Source organism: Actinomadura monticuli (genome assembly GCF_041463655.1).
GTDB lineage: Bacteria > Actinomycetota > Actinomycetes > Streptosporangiales > Streptosporangiaceae > Spirillospora > Spirillospora monticuli.
Genome location: NZ_JAXCEI010000004.1, coordinates 503,231 through 518,872, shown reverse-complemented (window position 1 = coordinate 518,872; position 15,642 = coordinate 503,231). Strand labels below are relative to the sequence as shown.

Genomic DNA, 15,642 nt, shown 5'->3' with positions numbered 1-15,642 from the left:
CGACCGGAACGGCGGAACGTCAGTGATCACCCGCGTCGAGATAGACGGCTTCAAGTCCTTCCTGGACTTCACGCTGGACGTCCCGCCGTTCCTCGCCCTCGTCGGCCCCAACGCCAGTGGCAAATCCAACCTCTTCGACGCCATCGATTTCATCCAGGACTCCAGGAGTCGGCCTCCCTACGAGGCACTCCTGGAAGCGCGGCGAGGGCGCCCGCAAGAGCTCTTTCACCGGGTCAGCGAAGGGCGCTCGGTGGAGGTCTTCACAGTTGTGACTCGTTGTCTGCTGAAGTTGGCGGATGGGCTTGCCGGAGCCCAATACCGCGAGGGCGCCGAGTTGGCGGGAGGCGTCCCCGAACCCAAACCGTCCCACACTGCGATTCTTGACCTGCAGGAGCAGACGGATCTGCCCGGTCCGGTGCGGGAGCGGGAGTCGCAGCTGGCTGGCGCTGATGAGGACGAAGCGTTCTGGCATGCGGCCGATCTGCTCGAACGGGAGATGCAGAGGCTTGGACACTACGTTCCCGACCCGCGGGCGATGCGGGCGGTCGCAAGTTTGGTGGACCGGCGGCCGCTGGTGACCAACGGGGGCAATCTCGCCGCCGTGCTGGGCCGGATGAATTCGTCGGGGGCGCTGGACGACCTCATGGTCGATCTGGTGGCCTTGGTGCCGGACGTGCGGGAGGTCAGGAGCGAACTGGACGAGAAGCGCCAGGAGTGGTCGTTCGATCTCGTCTTGGAGGGCCAGGGGGCTGTCCCCAGCACTCTCCTGTCCGACGGGACGCTGCGGATCCTCGGGTTGCTCGCCGCGCTTCACGATCCCGACCACTCCGGCGTCCTGTTGGTCGAGGAGATCGAGAACGGGCTCCACCCGGGCCGGCTTGCGGAACTGCTGCGGCGGATCCAGGAGCGGGTGACCGATCTGAACGACCCCGAGTCGCTGGAACGGCCGCTGCGGCAGATCATCGTCACCAGTCACTCGCCTGTGGTCGTGGCCGAGTTGTACCGGACGCGGCCCGAGTCGCTCGTGTTCATGGATACGGCGGTCCGCGTCGATCCCGAAAAGGAGCGGGTCTCCCGGGTGAGCGTGGCGAAGCCCGTTCGGGACGAAGGCGAACCGGGAACATACGTGTCGCCCAGGCAGGTTCGCAAGTATCTGGGCACCGTGCGGCAGGACGAGTCGTGAGCCGTCCCCTGGTCCCTGGACTCGTAGCCGAGAACACCACCGACGAGCGGTTCCTCGGTGCCGTGGTGTTCCGCCAGCTGAGGGCGTTGACGGAAAAGGGCACCCGGCACGTCGTGGACGTGGGGAAGACCGAGATCGGCGAGTCTTGGACGATCAAGGACGCCGACCGGGTCTGCCGGGCCGTGGTGGAACTGGCCGAGGACTGCCACCTGATCTGCGTCCACAACGACCACAATGAGCGGGGAAAGGCCGAGAAGGTCGTGGCGGTCCTGCGCGAACAGGGTTTGAGTACGCCGGTGGTCCCACTGGTGCCGGTGCGGGAGACCGAGGCATGGCTTCTCGCCGACCGTGAGGTCTGGGCGGGGCTGCGGGGTAGCGATCTCACGCGCCTGCCCGCACGTCCGCGCGACGTGGAGAAGATTCTCGACCCCAAGCCCGTGCTGGACGCGGTGCGCCCGGGGAGCGGCCGTCGCTCGCGGGCCGACTACTTCGATTACATAGGACAGAACGTCGACCTCGACGTGCTCGTGCGGATACCGGCGTACGCAGCCTGGGTGGCCGAGACGGAAGAGGCGTTGAAGGGACTGGGATACCTGTGAGCGTGGACACGCTTATGAGCTATGACGAGGCGCTGGCGAAGTTCGAGCCGGTGCTCGGGATCGAGACGCACATCGAGCTGGGCACGGCGTCGAAGATGTTCTGCGGGTGCCCGACGGAGTTCGGGGCGGAACCGAACACGCAGGTGTGCCCGGTGTGCCTGGGGCTGCCGGGCGCGCTGCCGGTGACCAACCACGCGGCGATCGAGGGCATCATCAAGATCGGCCTGGCGCTGAACTGCGACATCGTGGAGTGGTGCCGGTTCGCCCGGAAGAACTACTTCTATCCGGACATGCCGAAGAACTTCCAGATCTCGCAGTACGACGAGCCGCTGTGCGTGGACGGCCACCTGGCCGTCGAGGTCGACGGCGAGACGTACCGGATCGAGATCGAGCGCGTCCACATGGAGGAGGACACCGGGAAGTCGCTGCACGTGGGCGGCTCGACCGGGCGCATCCACGGGGCCGAGTACTCGCTGGTCGACTACAACCGGGCCGGCATCCCGCTGGTGGAGATCGTCACGAAGCCGATTCCGGCGACCGGCGACAAGGCGCCGCTGGTGGCGCGGGCCTACGCGACGGAGCTGCGCGAGCTGGTGCGGTCGCTGGGCGTCTCGGACGTCCGCATGGAGCAGGGCTCGATGCGCTGCGACGTGAACGTGTCGCTGATGCCGCGCGGCGCGCGGGAGTGGGGCACGCGGACGGAGACGAAGAACGTCAACTCGCTGCGGTCGGTCGAGCGGGCCGTCCGGTCGGAGATCGAGCGGCAGGCGGGGGTGCTGGACGGCGGCGGGCGCGTCATCCAGGAGACCCGCCACTTCCACGAGGACACCGGCCGCACGACCAGCGGGCGCAGCAAGGAGGAGGCGCAGGACTACCGGTACTTCCCGGAGCCCGACCTCGTGCCGATGGCGCCGTCGCGGGAGTGGGTCGAGGAGCTGCGCGCGAGCCTGCCGGAGCTGCCGGCCGCGCGCCGCCGCCGCATCCAGGGGGAGTGGGGGCTGTCCGACCTGGAGCTGCGGGACGTCGTCAACGCCGGCGCCGTCGACCTCATCGAGGCGACGATCGCTCAGGGCACCGACGCGGCGGCGGCCCGGAAGTGGTGGATGAACGAGCTGTCGCGGCGCGCGACCGAGCAGGGCGTCGAGCTGGCGGATCTGCCGATCACGCCGGAGCAGGTCGCCCGGGTGCAGGCGATGATCACGGCCGGGGAGCTGAACGACAAGCTGGCCCGGAAGGTGTTCGAGGGCGTCCTCGCGGGCGAGGGCGCGCCGGACGAGGTCGTCGCGAAGCGGGGCCTGAAGGTCGTCAGCGACGAGGGCGAGCTGTCCTCGGTCATCGACCAGGTCATCGCCGACAACGCGGACGTGGCGGACAAGATCCGCGCCGGGAAGGTCGCCGCGACGGGCGCCCTCGTCGGCGCCGTGATGAAGGCGACCCGCGGGCAGGCCGACGCCGGGCGGGCGCGGGAGCTGATCCTGGAGAAGCTCGGCGCGTCCTGACGGCGCGGCGCCGTCCCCCTCGGGGTCTCAGCCGAGGGGGACGCTGAGCACGCGGTCGTCGTCGCGGGCGGGGTCGCCGCGGCCGTCGCGGTTGCTGGTCGTCAGCCACAGGGAGCCGTCGGGGGCCTTCACGACGGCGCGCAGGCGCCCGTAGCCGTTCTCGAAGTGCGCGACCGGCTTTCCGGCCTTGCCGTCGTCGAGGGGGACCTGCCAGAGGCGTTCGCCGCGGAGGGCGGCGGCCCAGAGGGAGCCGTCCGCGTAGGCGAGCCCGGACGGGGACGCCTCGTCGGTCGTCCACGTCAGCAGCGGTTTCGTGAAGCCTCCACCGCCGTCCTCGTCGCCTTCGACGTCGGGCCAGCCGTAGTTCTTGCCCTTCTGGATCAGGTTGATCTCGTCGAAGCGGTTCTGCCCGAACTCCGTGGCGTAGAGGCGGCCGTCGCCGTCCCAGGCGAGGCCCTGGACGTTGCGGTGCCCGTAGGTCCAGACGCGGGTGCCGAACGGGTTGCCCCGCGCGGGCTTGCCGTCGGGCGTGACGCGCAGGATCTTGCCGCCGAGGGAGTTCTTGTCCTGGGCGAGGTTGCCGTCGCCGGTCTCGCCGGTGGCGATGTACAGCAGCTTGTCGGGCCCGAACGCGAGCCGCCCGCCGTTGTGGTTGGGGCCCTTCGGGATGCCGGTGACGATCGGCTGGGGCGTACCGAGCCGCCCGTCATAGGTGGCGCGGACGACACGGTTGTCGGACGCGGCCGTGTAGTACAGGTAGATCAGGTGGTCGGTGGAGTACGACGGGGACACCGCTACGCCCAGTAGCCCGCCCTCGCCCTGCGGCTCCACGCCGGGCACCGTGCCGACCGTCGTCTTCTTCCCGGACGGCGCGACCCGCACCAGGCGCGCCGAGTCGCGCTCGGTGACGAGGGCGTCCCCGCCGGGCAGGAACGCCACCGCCCACGGCACCTCCAGATCCGCCGCCACCGTGCGCGGCTTGCCCTCCGTCCCGGCGGGCGCGCTGGACGAGAGCGGCGGCGGTGTGCTCGCGCCGCCGCCGTTGTCGTCGCCGTCCCCGCCGGACGAGGACGAGCAGCCCGCGAGGACCACGGCGGCCGAGACCAGGACGATCGTGTGCAGTCGCATGAACGCCTCCCGTAGGTAGTACGGATCCGGCGGGCAGGTCGTTCCCCGTCACCGAGCGTCATGCCGGGGCAAGCCGCCGGATCGGTGACGATCGGCTTTCGGACGTCCCAAACGGATCCGCGGCGCGGTCGTTTGTCGCCGGGAGGACGCTCAGCCTCAATCGCTCCGTGACCTACCGAACGTACATTGAGCGACACGGTGATCCCGTAGTGCAGCAACGTCGCTGATCCGGCAGGCGGCTCCGGCAGGCAGGCTCCCCCAGGCAGGCCGGTTCGCTCGCCAAAGCCCTGCGCCGACCCTGCGCGGGGCACGATCCTTGACCTTCCGGCCGTTGTACGAGCGGCGAGGGTCGTGGACCCACTCTCCCCGGCGTTCGGCGTCACCGTTCGCAGGGGCCGATCAGCTCCACGGGGGCAGGAAGGGACACGGCGCGATGAGCGGCGACTACGCCAGGCGGATACCGCCGCGTGCGCTGCCGGTCGCCATGGCCGCGGTCGTCGGCGTGCTCTACGCCACCGGTTCGCTGCTGGGCTGGGGCGGCCGGGCCTTCATCGCCTGGGCGGAGGCGGCCGCCGCGGGCGCCGCCGCGGTCTCGCTGCTGCTGTCGTCGCGGCGGCCGGACGGCGCGCCGGCGGAGCCGGGCGCCCCGGGCGGGCTGTGGCGCGCGTCGTGGCGCTGGTACGGGATCGCCGCCGCGTCCTGGTTCGTGGGCGCGGTCGGCAGCGCCCTGTCGGACGGCACCGGCCGCAGCGCGCTGTCCCTGTCGGTGCCCGACCTGTTCTACCTGGTCGCGCTGGTCGCGCTGGTCACCGGGCTCGTCGTCCCGATCAGGCTGCCGCGCGACGCGGGGACGTGGCTGCGCTACGCCGGGGACACCTATGTCTGCGCCTGCGCGCTGTTCGTGCTCGGCTGGGTCGCGCTGTTCGGCGCCCTGTACGACCGGTCGGGCGAGTCGCCGACCGAGTTCTCGCTGGAACTGCTGTACCCGCTGATCGACATCGTGTTCGTCTGCGGCGCGCTGCCGTTCGTCCTCGGCGCCGCCCGCGGGCACCGCCGGCTCGCCTGGATGGGGTACGGCGCGCTGGCGGCCATCGCCGTCGCCGACATCGTGACGACGTTCGTCCGGCTGGACGGCGGCGGGCCGGCCGACGACCCCTCCGACATCCTGCGGCTCGCGGGGCTGCTGCTCCTGCTGCTGGTGCCGTGGACGGGGCCGGACGCCGAACCGGACCTGCCCGTCGACGACATCCCCGCGGGCGTCGAGATCGACGGCGAGGAGTGCGGCCGCATGATCGGCCCGGGGATCGCGCCGGCCGCGATCGCCGCCGCGGCGGCGCTGTTCATCGCGGGCCACTCCCTCACCGGGCGGAACGGGCTGGAGCCCGGCGTGTCGATCGCGGCGGGCTCGGCGGCGCTGGTGCTGATCGCGCGCCTCGCCGGGCTGCTGCGGGAGAACGACGCGCTGCGCCGCGCCGTGGACACCGGCGAGGAGCACTTCCGGGCGCTGTCGGAGAGCATCAACGACGCGGTGCTCATCTGCGACCTGGACGCGACCGTCCAGTACGCCAGCGCGGGCGCGCTGCGCATGTACCACTACACGACCGACGAGCTGCTCGGCCGGCCGCTGAACGAGCTCGTCCATCCGGAGGACGTGCCGCACGTCCAGGCGGTGTTCACCGAGTTCCTGGACGAGCAGGCCGGCCTCGGCGGGCCCGACGACGTGCTGCGGGTGTCGTGCCGGGTGCGGGCCGCCGACGGCACGTGGCTGCCGACCGAGTCGACGATCTCGCGCTACAGCGGCTCCGACGGGGCGCCGGGCCGGCTGCTGGTCACGACGCGGGACCTCAGCGAGCAGGCGGCACTGCAGCGGCAGGTCGCGCACCTGACGTTCCACGACGGGCTGACGGGCCTGCCGAACCGGTCCTACTTCGAGGAGCGGACGCGGGAGGTGCTGTCGCGGCAGCCGTCCGGCGGCAAGGTCGCGGTCGTGTTCGTCGACCTGGACGGGTTCACCGCGGTGAACGACTCGGAGGGGCACGCGGCCGGCGACCAGGTGCTCGCGCAGGCGGCCCGGCGGCTGCGCGCGAACGTCCAGTCCGACGACACGGTGGCGCGCTGGGGCGGCGACGAGTTCGCCGTCCTCGTGCAGCTGCCGCCGGACGACGGTGAGACGCGCGCCACCGTCGAACTGGCCGGGCGGCTCCTGCGCGTACTTTCGGTCGACCCTTACCAGGTCGGCCAGAAGCACATCGTGCTGACCGCGAGTGTCGGGATCGCGTTCGCCGGGGACGAGGAGGAGCCCGGCGCCGCCGGCGGCGGCTCCGACACCGGCCGCAGGGTCCGCCGCACCGCCGCCGACCTGCTGCGCAACGGCGACCTGGCGATGGCCCGCGCGAAGGAGGCGGGCGGCGGCCGCGTCGAGGTGTACGCGCCGCACATGCACGCCGACGTCGTCCGGCGGCTGGAGCTCGGCAGCGACCTGCAGACGGCGCTCGCCGAGGAGCAGTTCGCGGTGGAGTTCCAGCCGGTCGTTGACCTCGCGACGTCCCGGGTGACCGGGGTGGAGGCGCTGCTGCGCTGGTGGCGGGGGAGCGAGGCGGTGCCGCCGGAGGAGTTCATCGGCCCGGCGGAGGAGTCCGGCCTGATGATCCCGCTCGGCGGCTGGGTGCTGCGCGAGGCGTGCCGGGAGGTCGCCCGGTGGCGCGGCGACTCGTGGGACGTGGGCCTGTCGGTGAACTTCACCGCCCGGCAGATCGCCGCGCCCCGGTTCACCGAGTCGGTCGCGGCGGCGCTGGAGGAGACCGGGCTGCCGCCGAGCGCGCTGACGCTGGAGGTCCGCGAGGAGGTCCTCGTCGAGGACGCCGGCCAGAACGTGGCGCGGCTGTCGGAGCTGCGCGACATCGGCGTCCGGCTCGCGATCGACGACTTCGGCACCGGGTACGCCTCGCTCGCCTACCTCGGGCAGCTCCCGGTGGACATCATCAAGATCGACCCGTCGTTCGTGGCGGGCCTCGGCTCGGACGAGACGCTGACGCTGCTCACCCGCACGATCGTGCGGCTCGGCAGCGACCTCGGCCTGACCGTGGTCGCGGAGGGCATCGAGCGGCCCGAGCAGCTGGAGCTGCTGCGGGAGATGGGCTGCCCGCGCGGCCAGGGCTTCCTCGTGGCGCGGCCGATGGCGGCGGGGCGGGCCGAGTCGCTCGTGCGGACGAACCTCGCCGGGCGGAACCGTCCGGGCGACGTCGCGCTCCCGCTCCCGGGCTGACCCCCGCCGGACGGGTCGCGGCGGAGTGAGACGCAGCACAGATGTCTCACATAATGAGAATTAGTGTCCACGGATTTGACCGGGAGCCGGACATCGGCGAAAGTAGGCCCGTGCAGAGCACTTCCACCATCCTCGTAGTACTTGGCCGGCGCGCGGGCTGACCAAGCTTCTCGTCCTGCGCGCCTCCCCTCGACCGCTTCACGGCGGCGGGGGTTTTTTGTTGCCCGGCGAGCCAAGACTCACTCCCCAAGGAACCGCAGAATCATGACGACCGAACAGATGACGGGAGCCCAGGCGCTGGTGCGCGCCCTGGAGAACGTCGGCGTCGACACCGTGTTCGGCATTCCGGGTGGCGCGATCCTCCCGGCGTACGACCCGCTGTTCGACTCCAAGAAGCTGCGCCACATCCTCGTCCGGCACGAGCAGGGCGCCGGCCACGCCGCCCAGGGCTACGCGATGGTGACCGGAAAGGTGGGCATCTGCATGGCCACCAGCGGGCCAGGCGCGACCAACCTCGTCACGGCGATCTCCGACGCCTACATGGACTCGGTGCCGATCGTGGCGATCACCGGCCAGGTCGCGTCCTCCCTCATCGGGACGGACGGCTTCCAGGAGGCCGACATCGCCGGCATCACGATGCCGATCACCAAGCACAACTTCCTGGTCACCAAGGCCGCCGACATCGGCCGGACGATCGCCGAGGCGTTCCACATCGCCTCCACCGGCCGTCCCGGGCCGGTCCTCGTCGACATCGCCAAGGACGCGCTGCAGGCCACCGTCGAGTTCGCGTGGCCCGTCCAGCTCCAGCTGCCCGGCTACCGGCCGGTGACCCGGCCGCACTCCAAGCAGGTCCGCGAGGCGGCACGGCTGATCGTCAACGCGGAGCGCCCGGTGCTGTACGTCGGCGGCGGCGTGCTGAAGGCCGGCGCGTCCGCCGAGCTGAAGGTGCTCGCGGAGCTGACCGGCGCGCCCGTCGTCACCACGCTGATGGCCAAGGGCGCGCTGCCCGACAGCCACCCGCTGCACATGGGCATGCCCGGCATGCACGGCGCGGTCGGCGCGGTCGGCGCGCTGCAGCGCGCCGACCTGCTGGTCACCCTCGGCGCCCGGTTCGACGACCGCGTCACCGGCAAGCTCGACGGGTTCGCGCCGAACGCCAAGGTCGTGCACGCCGACATCGACCCGGCGGAGATCTCCAAGAACCGGCACGCGGACGTCCCGATCGTCGGGGACGCCCGCGAGGTCATCGCCGACCTGATCGTCGCCGTGCAGAACGAGCACGAGCAGGGCCACAAGGGCGACTACACCGACTGGTGGCGGCAGCTCGACGCGTGGCGCGAGACGTACCCGCTGGGCTACGACACGCCGGAGGACGGCTCGCTGTCCCCGCAGTACGTCATCGAGCGGATCGGGCAGATCGCCGGGCCGGACGCCTACTACGTCGCGGGCGTCGGCCAGCACCAGATGTGGGCCGCGCAGTTCATCAAGTACGAGCGGCCGGGCGCGTTCCTGAACTCCGGCGGCGCCGGGACGATGGGCTACGCCGTCCCGGCGGCGATGGGCGCCAAGGCCGGCGCGCCCGACACGACGGTCTGGGCGATCGACGGTGACGGCTGCTTCCAGATGACCAACCAGGAGCTCGCGACCTGCGCGATCGAGGGCATCCCGGTGAAGATCGCCGTGATCAACAACGGCAACCTCGGCATGGTCCGGCAGTGGCAGACGCTCTTCTACAACGAGCGCTACTCCAACACCAACCTGCACGCGGCCAAGCGGATCCCCGACTTCGTCAAGCTCGCCGAGGCGTACGGCTGCGTCGGCCTCCGCTGCGACAGGGCCGAGGACGTCGACGAGGTCATCCGCAAGGCCATGGAGATCAACGACGCGCCGGTCGTGATCGACTTCGTCGTGCACGAGGACGCCATGGTCTGGCCGATGGTCGCGGCCGGCACCACCAACGACGACATCAAGATCGCACGGGACATGGCGCCCGAGTGGGAGAACGGAGACTGACCCCGATGAGCCTGCACACCCTCTCGGTGCTGGTGGAGAACAAGCCCGGCATCCTCGCCAGGGTCGCGGCGCTGTTCTCCCGGCGCGGCTTCAACATCGAGTCCCTCGCGGTCGGCGTCACCGAGCACCCGGACATCTCCCGGATGACGATCGTGGTGAACGTCGCCGACCTGCCCCTCGAACAGGTCACCAAGCAGCTCAACAAGCTGATCAACGTCCTGAAGATCGTCGAACTGGACTCCTCGGCGTCCGTCCAGCGCGAACTCGTCCTGGTCAAGGTGCGCGCCGACGCGGAGACGCGGTCGCAGGTCCTGGAGACCGTCAACCTGTTCCGTGCCAAGGTGGTGGACGTCGCGCCGGACGCCGTCACCATCGAGGCGACCGGCAACCGCGACAAGCTGGACGCGTTCATCAGGGTCCTGGAGCCGTTCGGCATCAAGGAACTGGTGCAGTCGGGCATGGTGGCCATCGGCCGCGGCGCCCGCTCCATCACCGACCGCTCGCTGCGGGCGATCGAGCGCAGCGCGTGATCTCAACTGTTAACGACGAAAGGCGACAGCACTGTGGCTGAGATGTTCTACGACGACGCCGCCGACCTGAGCGTGATCCAGGGCCGGCACGTGGCGATCATCGGCTACGGCAGCCAGGGACACGCGCACGCGCTCTCCCTGCGCGACTCCGGGGTGGACGTCCGGGTCGGCCTCCGCGAGGGGTCGGCCAGCCGGGAGAAGGCGGAGGCCGAGGGCCTGCGCGTCGTCACCCCGGCGGAGGCGGCCGAGGAGGCCGACCTCATCATGCTGCTGGCCCCGGACCACCACCACCGGGAGATCTTCGAGAAGGACATCAAGCCGGCGCTCGTCGAGGGCGACGCGCTGTTCTTCGGCCACGGCTTCAGCATCCGCTACGACCTCGTCCAGCCGCCGGAGGGCGTGGACGTGGCGATGGTCGCGCCGAAGGGCCCCGGGCACCTCGTCCGCCGCCAGTTCGTCGCCGGGCGCGGCGTGCCGGTGATCGTGGCCGTGGAGAGGGACCCGTCCGGCAACGCCTGGCCGCTGGCCCTGTCCTACGCCAAGGCGATCGGCGGCCTGCGCGCGGGCGGCATCAAGACCACCTTCACCGAGGAGACCGAGACCGACCTGTTCGGCGAGCAGACGGTGCTGTGCGGCGGCGTCTCCGAGCTGATCAAGACCGGGTTCGAGGTGCTGACCGAGGCCGGCTACCAGCCGGAGGTCGCCTACTTCGAGGTCCTGCACGAGCTGAAGCTGATCATCGACCTCATCTACGAGGGCGGCATCTCCAAGATGTACTGGTCGGTCTCCGACAACGCCGAGTACGGCGGCTACAGCCGCGGCCCGCGCGTGATCACGCCGGAGACCAAGGCCGCGATGAAGAAGATCCTCGGCGAGATCCAGTCCGGCCAGTACGCCAAGGAGCTGGTGGACGAGTTCGAGGGCGGCCAGAAGCAGTTCCAGCAGTACCGGGACGAGATGGCCGAGCACCCGATCGAGAAGACGGGCGCCGAGCTGCGCCCGATGATGAGCTGGCTGAACGACTAGCAGCCGTCCGGAGGCGCGGGGGAGCGGACGCGCCCCCCGCGCCTGCGCATGTCACGGCCAGCGCACGGCCTGCGCACGGCCAGCGCACGGCCTGCGCACGGCCTGCGCACGGCCTGCGCGCGTCACGGCCTGCGCGTCACAGGCCGAAGCGGCGCAGCAGCCTGGCCCGCCGCGAGGCGCGGCCGGCGGTCTCGGTGACGAAGAGCGCCAGGTGCCCGCCCCTGGTGAAGTAGACGGCGACGTCCTTCTGCCCGGCGGAGCGGCGCTGCGGGCCGGTCCGCAGGCCGTCGGCGCGGACGGAGCCGAAGCGGGCCTCGCGGGTGACGCCGTGCGAGGTCGCCGCCACGTGGACGTCCCAGCGTCCGGGCTCCACGGCGGCGGGGTCGGCGACGGCCTCGAACCCGCGGGCGCCGTCCGGGCGGGGCCCGGCGGGGAAGCCGTGCTCCTTGCCGGTCGTCCGCTCCCGGAGGACGACGTCCACGGCGGTGTGGTTGGTCTCCACGCGCTGGAGCGCGGCGACGCCGCGGATGCGCACCTCGCGGCCCTGCCAGCCGACCGCGTCGAGCCGGTGCTCGACGCCGACCTCGGCGGTGATGTCGGCGTCCTGGCGGGGGACGCCGCGCAGGTAGGGGTACATCGCGTAGATCCGGCCGCCGACCACGACGGCGCCCGCCGGGCTGCCCTCGGCCTCGTCGCGGATCAGCCGCTCCAGCTCTTCGCCCAGGCCGTGCTGGATGCAGAAGGCCCGCAGCCGGAGGGACGCGGGCATGGCGGCGCGGGCGGCCTCGCTCAGCCCCTCCTCGCCGATGGCGCGGCGGGTGCCCGCCACGAGCCGCTCCCGCTGGAGGCGGTCGAGGCTCAGGTAGCGGTGGTCGTACACGCGCAGCACGTCGCGCAGGACGCTGACGAGGCTGTCGGAGGTCGGGTCCGAGGGACGGTCCGAGGTCACGGGTCTCTCCTGATCGGCCGGGGACAACGGTCACGTTAAGGCTCGGTGCCGTCGCTCACAGTGAAATCCCGGCGGTGTGTCCTCCTGGATGCATACTCGGTATTGCCAGGGGGATACGCGGTATGCATACTTGGTAGGCATGTCGATCCGTCACGGCCTGCTGGCACTGCTGTCCCAGGGGCCCCGCTACGGCTACCAGCTGCGCGCCGAATTCGAGTCCTCCACCGGCGGCACCTGGCCGCTCAACATCGGCCAGGTCTACTCGACCCTGTCCCGCCTCGAACGCGACGAGCTCGTCACGCGCGTCGGCGCCGACGACGAGGGCCGGTTCGTCTACCGGATCACCCCGGCGGGCGAGGCCGACGTCCGGCGGTGGTTCGCCACCCCGCTCGTCCGGTCCGACCGCCCCCGCGACGAGCTGGCGATCAAGCTGGCGATGGCCGTCACCACGCCGGGCGTCGACGTCGCCGGGGTCGTCCAGGCGCAGCGCACCGCCACGCTGCGCGCCCTCCAGGACCTCACCCGGATGAAGGCCGACGCGCCGGCCGTCCCCGCCGACCAGGGCGACCGCGCGTGGCGGCTGGTCCTGGAGTCCATGATCTTCCAGGCGGAGGCCGAGGTGCGCTGGCTGGACCACTGCGAGTCCTACGTCGCGTGCGCCGGGCCCCCCGCCTCCGCCGCCTCCGCCGCCCCGGACGCCCCGGACGCCGAGGCGCCGGACAAGACCGGCGAGGAGGCGCGGCGATGACCGTCCTGTCCCTGCGGGACGTCTCCCGCGACCACGGCCGCGGCCCGGCCCTCGTGCACGCCCTCGCCGGGGTGACGCTGGACGTCGCCGAGGGCGAGTTCGTCGCGGTGATGGGCCCGTCCGGCTCCGGCAAGTCGACCCTGCTGACGCTCGCCGGCGGGCTCGACACCCCGACGTCCGGGCGGGTCCTCGTGGACGGCGCCGATGTCGGCGCCCTCGGCCGCGCCGCCCGCGCCGCGCTGCGCCGCCGCGCCGTCGGCTACGTCTTCCAGGACCTCAACCTCATCCCCAGCCTGACCGCCGCCGAGAACGCCATGCTGCCGCGCGAGCTGGACGGCGTCCGCGCCCGCAAGGCCCGCCGCGAGGCGCTGCGCGCGCTGGAGGAGGTGGGCGTCGGCGACCTCGCCGACCGGTACCCCGACGAGATGTCCGGCGGCCAGCAGCAGCGCGTCGCGATCGCCCGCGCCCTCGTCGGCGACCGGCGGCTCGTCCTCGCCGACGAGCCGACCGGCGCGCTCGACAGCCGCACCGGCGAGGACGTCATGCGGGTGCTGCGGGACCGCTGCGACGCGGGCGCGTCCTGCCTGATGGTCACGCACGAGTCGCGGCACGCCGCCTGGGCCGACCGGGTCGTGTTCCTGCGCGACGGCCGGCTCGTCGACGCCACCCCCGGCCGCACCGGCCCCGAGACCCTGCTGCAGGAGACGACGTGAGCCGCCGCGGATTCGCCTTCCGCCTCGCCCGGCAGGACGCGCTGCGGGCGAAGGGCCGCACCGCGCTGGTGCTCTGCATGATCGGGCTGCCGGTCGGCGCCGTCAGCGCCCTGGCGGTGCTGCGGGCGACGGCCGCGGCGCGGGACGGCGCGGGCGGTCCGGGCGGCGCCTCCGCCGCCGAGGCCGGCGTGCTGGCGCTGATCGTCGCGATGGCCGTCCTGGAGGTCGTGCTGCTGGCCGGGCCGGCGTTCGCGGTGGACGTCCGGCGCCGCCGCCGCGACCTCGCGCTCGTCGCGGCGGCGGGCGGAGCCGGCCGGCACCTGCGCGCCGTCGTGCTGACGAGCGGCCTCCTCCTCGGCGGGTCCGCGGCGGTCGGCGGGGCGGTGCTCGGCGTCGCCGCCGCGGCGGCCGTCACGTGGATCGCCGAGGCCAGGGGCGCCGCCCCGCCCGGCCCCTTCACCGTGCCGTGGCCCGTGCTCGCCGCCACCGTGCTGCTGGGGGCGGGCAGCGGGCTCATGGCCGCGCTCGTCCCGGCCGCGCAGGCCGCCCGGATGGACGTCGTCGCGGCCCTCGCCGAGCGCCGGGAGGCGCCCGTCCCGGGCCGCCGCGGCTGGCCGGTCGCCGGGGCGGTGCTCGTCGCCGCGGGCGTGGCGCTGTGCCTGGAGGGCGTCCGGAGATGGCGCGAGTTCGGCGCCGCGATCGGCGCGGCGGCGATCATCATCGGGCTCGTGCTCGCCTGCCCGTGGCTCGTCGGCGCCGCCGGGCGGCTCGCGCACCGGCTGCCGCTGCCGCTCCGCCTCGCCGTCCGGGACGGCGCCCGCAACCGGGCCCGCACCGCGCCCGCGGTCGCCGCGATCATGGCGGCGGTGGCCGGGATCACCGCGCTGGCCATCGGGGGGGCCAGCGACCTCCGGCAGGAGCGGGTCGAGTACCAGGCGCGGCTGCCCATGGGCTCGGCGCTGATCCGGCCGCCGCTGGACCGGGCGGACGAGGTCGGAGCCGCCGTCCGGCGCGACCTGCCCGGCGTGCCCGTCCTGCCGCTGAAGGCCCTGCCGGGGCCGGACGGAGTCTGCGCGTCCGCGGACTCGTCGCAGTGCCCCGCCGTGAGCTTCGCCGCCGAACACGACGAGAACGCCTCCTTCGACCTCATGGACAACGTGGTCGGCGGCGCCCGCGAGGCCCGGCTCGTCCTCGGCCGCGACGACCCCGCCGTCACGTCCGCGCTGGCCGCGGGCAAGATCGTGCTGTTCCGGGCGGGGCCCCCGGCCGGAGGGACGACCACGGCCACGGTGTCCTACTGGGCCGGCGACGAGGAGCACACGGTCCGGACGATCGCGGACCTGCCGGCCGTCGCCGCTCCCGGCGACCCGCACGTGCGGGCCATCGTCCCGCCGGCGGCCGCCGCGAAGATCGGGCTGCCCGTCCGGACGGAGGCGTTCGGCGTCGACCGCGCCGACCACCGCGTCACCCGGGCCGAGCGGGCGCGCCTCGGCGCGACCCTCGACTCCTTCACCCGGGACGACGGGTCCGTCTACGTCGAACGCGGCTTCACCGGGTCGTTCGGCAAGGTCACGCTGATGCTGGCGGGGGCGGCGGGCGTGCTCGCGCTGGGCGGTGCGCTGATCGCGACCGGCCTGGCGTCCGCCGACGCCAGGCCCGACCTCGCGACGCTCGGCGCCGTCGGCGCCCGGCCCCGCACGCGGCGGCTGCTGGCCATGGGACGCGCCGCGTTCATCGCCGCGCTCGGCTGCTGGCTCGGCATCGCCGGCGGGCTCGTCCCCGGCATCTCGGTGGCGTACCCGCTCACCGGGGACGTCGAGGAGACCGGCGCGGCGGCGCACGGCGTGATCATCGACATCCCGTGGACGCTGCTCCTCGCGGTCGGCGCCGGCATCCCGCTGCTCGTCGCGCTCGTCGCCGGGGCGACCGCCTCCTCCCGGCTCCCGGCGACCCGCGGCGCCGCCTAGGCGTTGCCGCCCTAAGGGAAAG

Annotated in this window: 12 protein-coding genes; 10 read left to right on the top strand and 2 right to left on the bottom strand. The window is 72.8% G+C overall.

Annotation, left to right across the window (positions count from 1 at the left end; all coding sequences use genetic code 11):
- Positions 1-22: 22 nt before the first annotated feature.
- Genes SM611_RS11700 through gatB form a run of 3 tightly spaced genes read left to right on the top strand, consistent with a single transcriptional unit; the run spans position 23 to position 3,281 of the window.
- A complete protein-coding gene (locus SM611_RS11700; RefSeq protein ID WP_371949431.1) occupies positions 23-1,183 on the top strand; it encodes an AAA family ATPase in 1,161 nt (386 codons plus the stop codon).
- On the top strand, positions 1,180-1,782 hold the full coding sequence (locus tag SM611_RS11695; protein WP_371949430.1) for a hypothetical protein: 603 nt from the start codon (positions 1,180-1,182) through the stop codon (positions 1,780-1,782). The genes SM611_RS11700 and SM611_RS11695 overlap by 4 nt, the downstream gene beginning before the upstream one ends.
- 14 nt (positions 1,783-1,796) lie before the next feature.
- On the top strand, positions 1,797-3,281 hold the full coding sequence (gene gatB / locus SM611_RS11690; protein WP_371949429.1) for an Asp-tRNA(Asn)/Glu-tRNA(Gln) amidotransferase subunit GatB: 1,485 nt from the start codon (positions 1,797-1,799) through the stop codon (positions 3,279-3,281).
- A gap of 27 nt (positions 3,282-3,308) precedes the next feature.
- On the opposite strand, the gene SM611_RS11685 is transcribed toward gatB, so the two are convergent.
- Positions 3,309-4,409 (bottom strand): PQQ-dependent sugar dehydrogenase, encoded by a 1,101-nt coding sequence (locus tag SM611_RS11685; protein ID WP_371949428.1) that lies wholly within the window; start codon positions 4,407-4,409, stop codon positions 3,309-3,311.
- Between the two features lie 433 nt (positions 4,410-4,842).
- Here SM611_RS11685 and SM611_RS11680 point away from each other — a divergent pair, with 433 nt between their 5' ends.
- From SM611_RS11680 to ilvC, 4 genes are all read left to right on the top strand, one after another.
- On the top strand, positions 4,843-7,674 hold the full coding sequence (locus tag SM611_RS11680; protein ID WP_371949426.1) for a putative bifunctional diguanylate cyclase/phosphodiesterase: 2,832 nt from the start codon (positions 4,843-4,845) through the stop codon (positions 7,672-7,674).
- 141 nt (positions 7,675-7,815) lie between these two features.
- Positions 7,816-9,687 carry an acetolactate synthase large subunit gene (locus SM611_RS11675; RefSeq protein WP_371949425.1) on the top strand — a complete coding sequence of 624 codons (1,872 nt, stop codon included), beginning with the start codon at positions 7,816-7,818 and terminating at the stop codon, positions 9,685-9,687.
- Positions 9,688-9,692: 5 nt separating this feature from the next.
- Entirely contained in the window at positions 9,693-10,217 is a 525-nt protein-coding gene (gene ilvN, locus SM611_RS11670; RefSeq protein WP_371949423.1) for an acetolactate synthase small subunit, read from the top strand.
- A 42-nt stretch (positions 10,218-10,259) separates the two neighbouring features.
- A complete protein-coding gene (gene ilvC / locus SM611_RS11665) occupies positions 10,260-11,243 on the top strand; it encodes a ketol-acid reductoisomerase (RefSeq protein ID WP_371949494.1) in 984 nt (327 codons plus the stop codon).
- A gap of 136 nt (positions 11,244-11,379) precedes the next feature.
- On the opposite strand, the gene SM611_RS11660 is transcribed toward ilvC, so the two are convergent.
- Positions 11,380-12,192, bottom strand: coding sequence for a hypothetical protein (locus SM611_RS11660; protein ID WP_371949421.1), 813 nt, complete (start codon positions 12,190-12,192; stop codon positions 11,380-11,382).
- A gap of 139 nt (positions 12,193-12,331) precedes the next feature.
- On the opposite strand from SM611_RS11660, the gene SM611_RS11655 reads away from it, so the two are divergent.
- From SM611_RS11655 to SM611_RS11645, 3 genes are read left to right on the top strand one after another with little or no spacing between them, the layout of a single operon-like run.
- Positions 12,332-12,940, top strand: coding sequence for a PadR family transcriptional regulator (locus SM611_RS11655; RefSeq protein ID WP_371949419.1), 609 nt, complete (start codon positions 12,332-12,334; stop codon positions 12,938-12,940).
- Complete coding sequence (locus SM611_RS11650) at positions 12,937-13,653, top strand: ABC transporter ATP-binding protein (RefSeq protein ID WP_371949418.1); 717 nt, start codon at positions 12,937-12,939, stop codon at positions 13,651-13,653. Before SM611_RS11655 ends, SM611_RS11650 begins: the two co-directional genes overlap by 4 nt.
- A complete protein-coding gene (locus SM611_RS11645) occupies positions 13,650-15,620 on the top strand; it encodes an FtsX-like permease family protein (RefSeq protein WP_371949416.1) in 1,971 nt (656 codons plus the stop codon). Before SM611_RS11650 ends, SM611_RS11645 begins: the two co-directional genes overlap by 4 nt.
- Positions 15,621-15,642 lie beyond the last annotated feature (22 nt).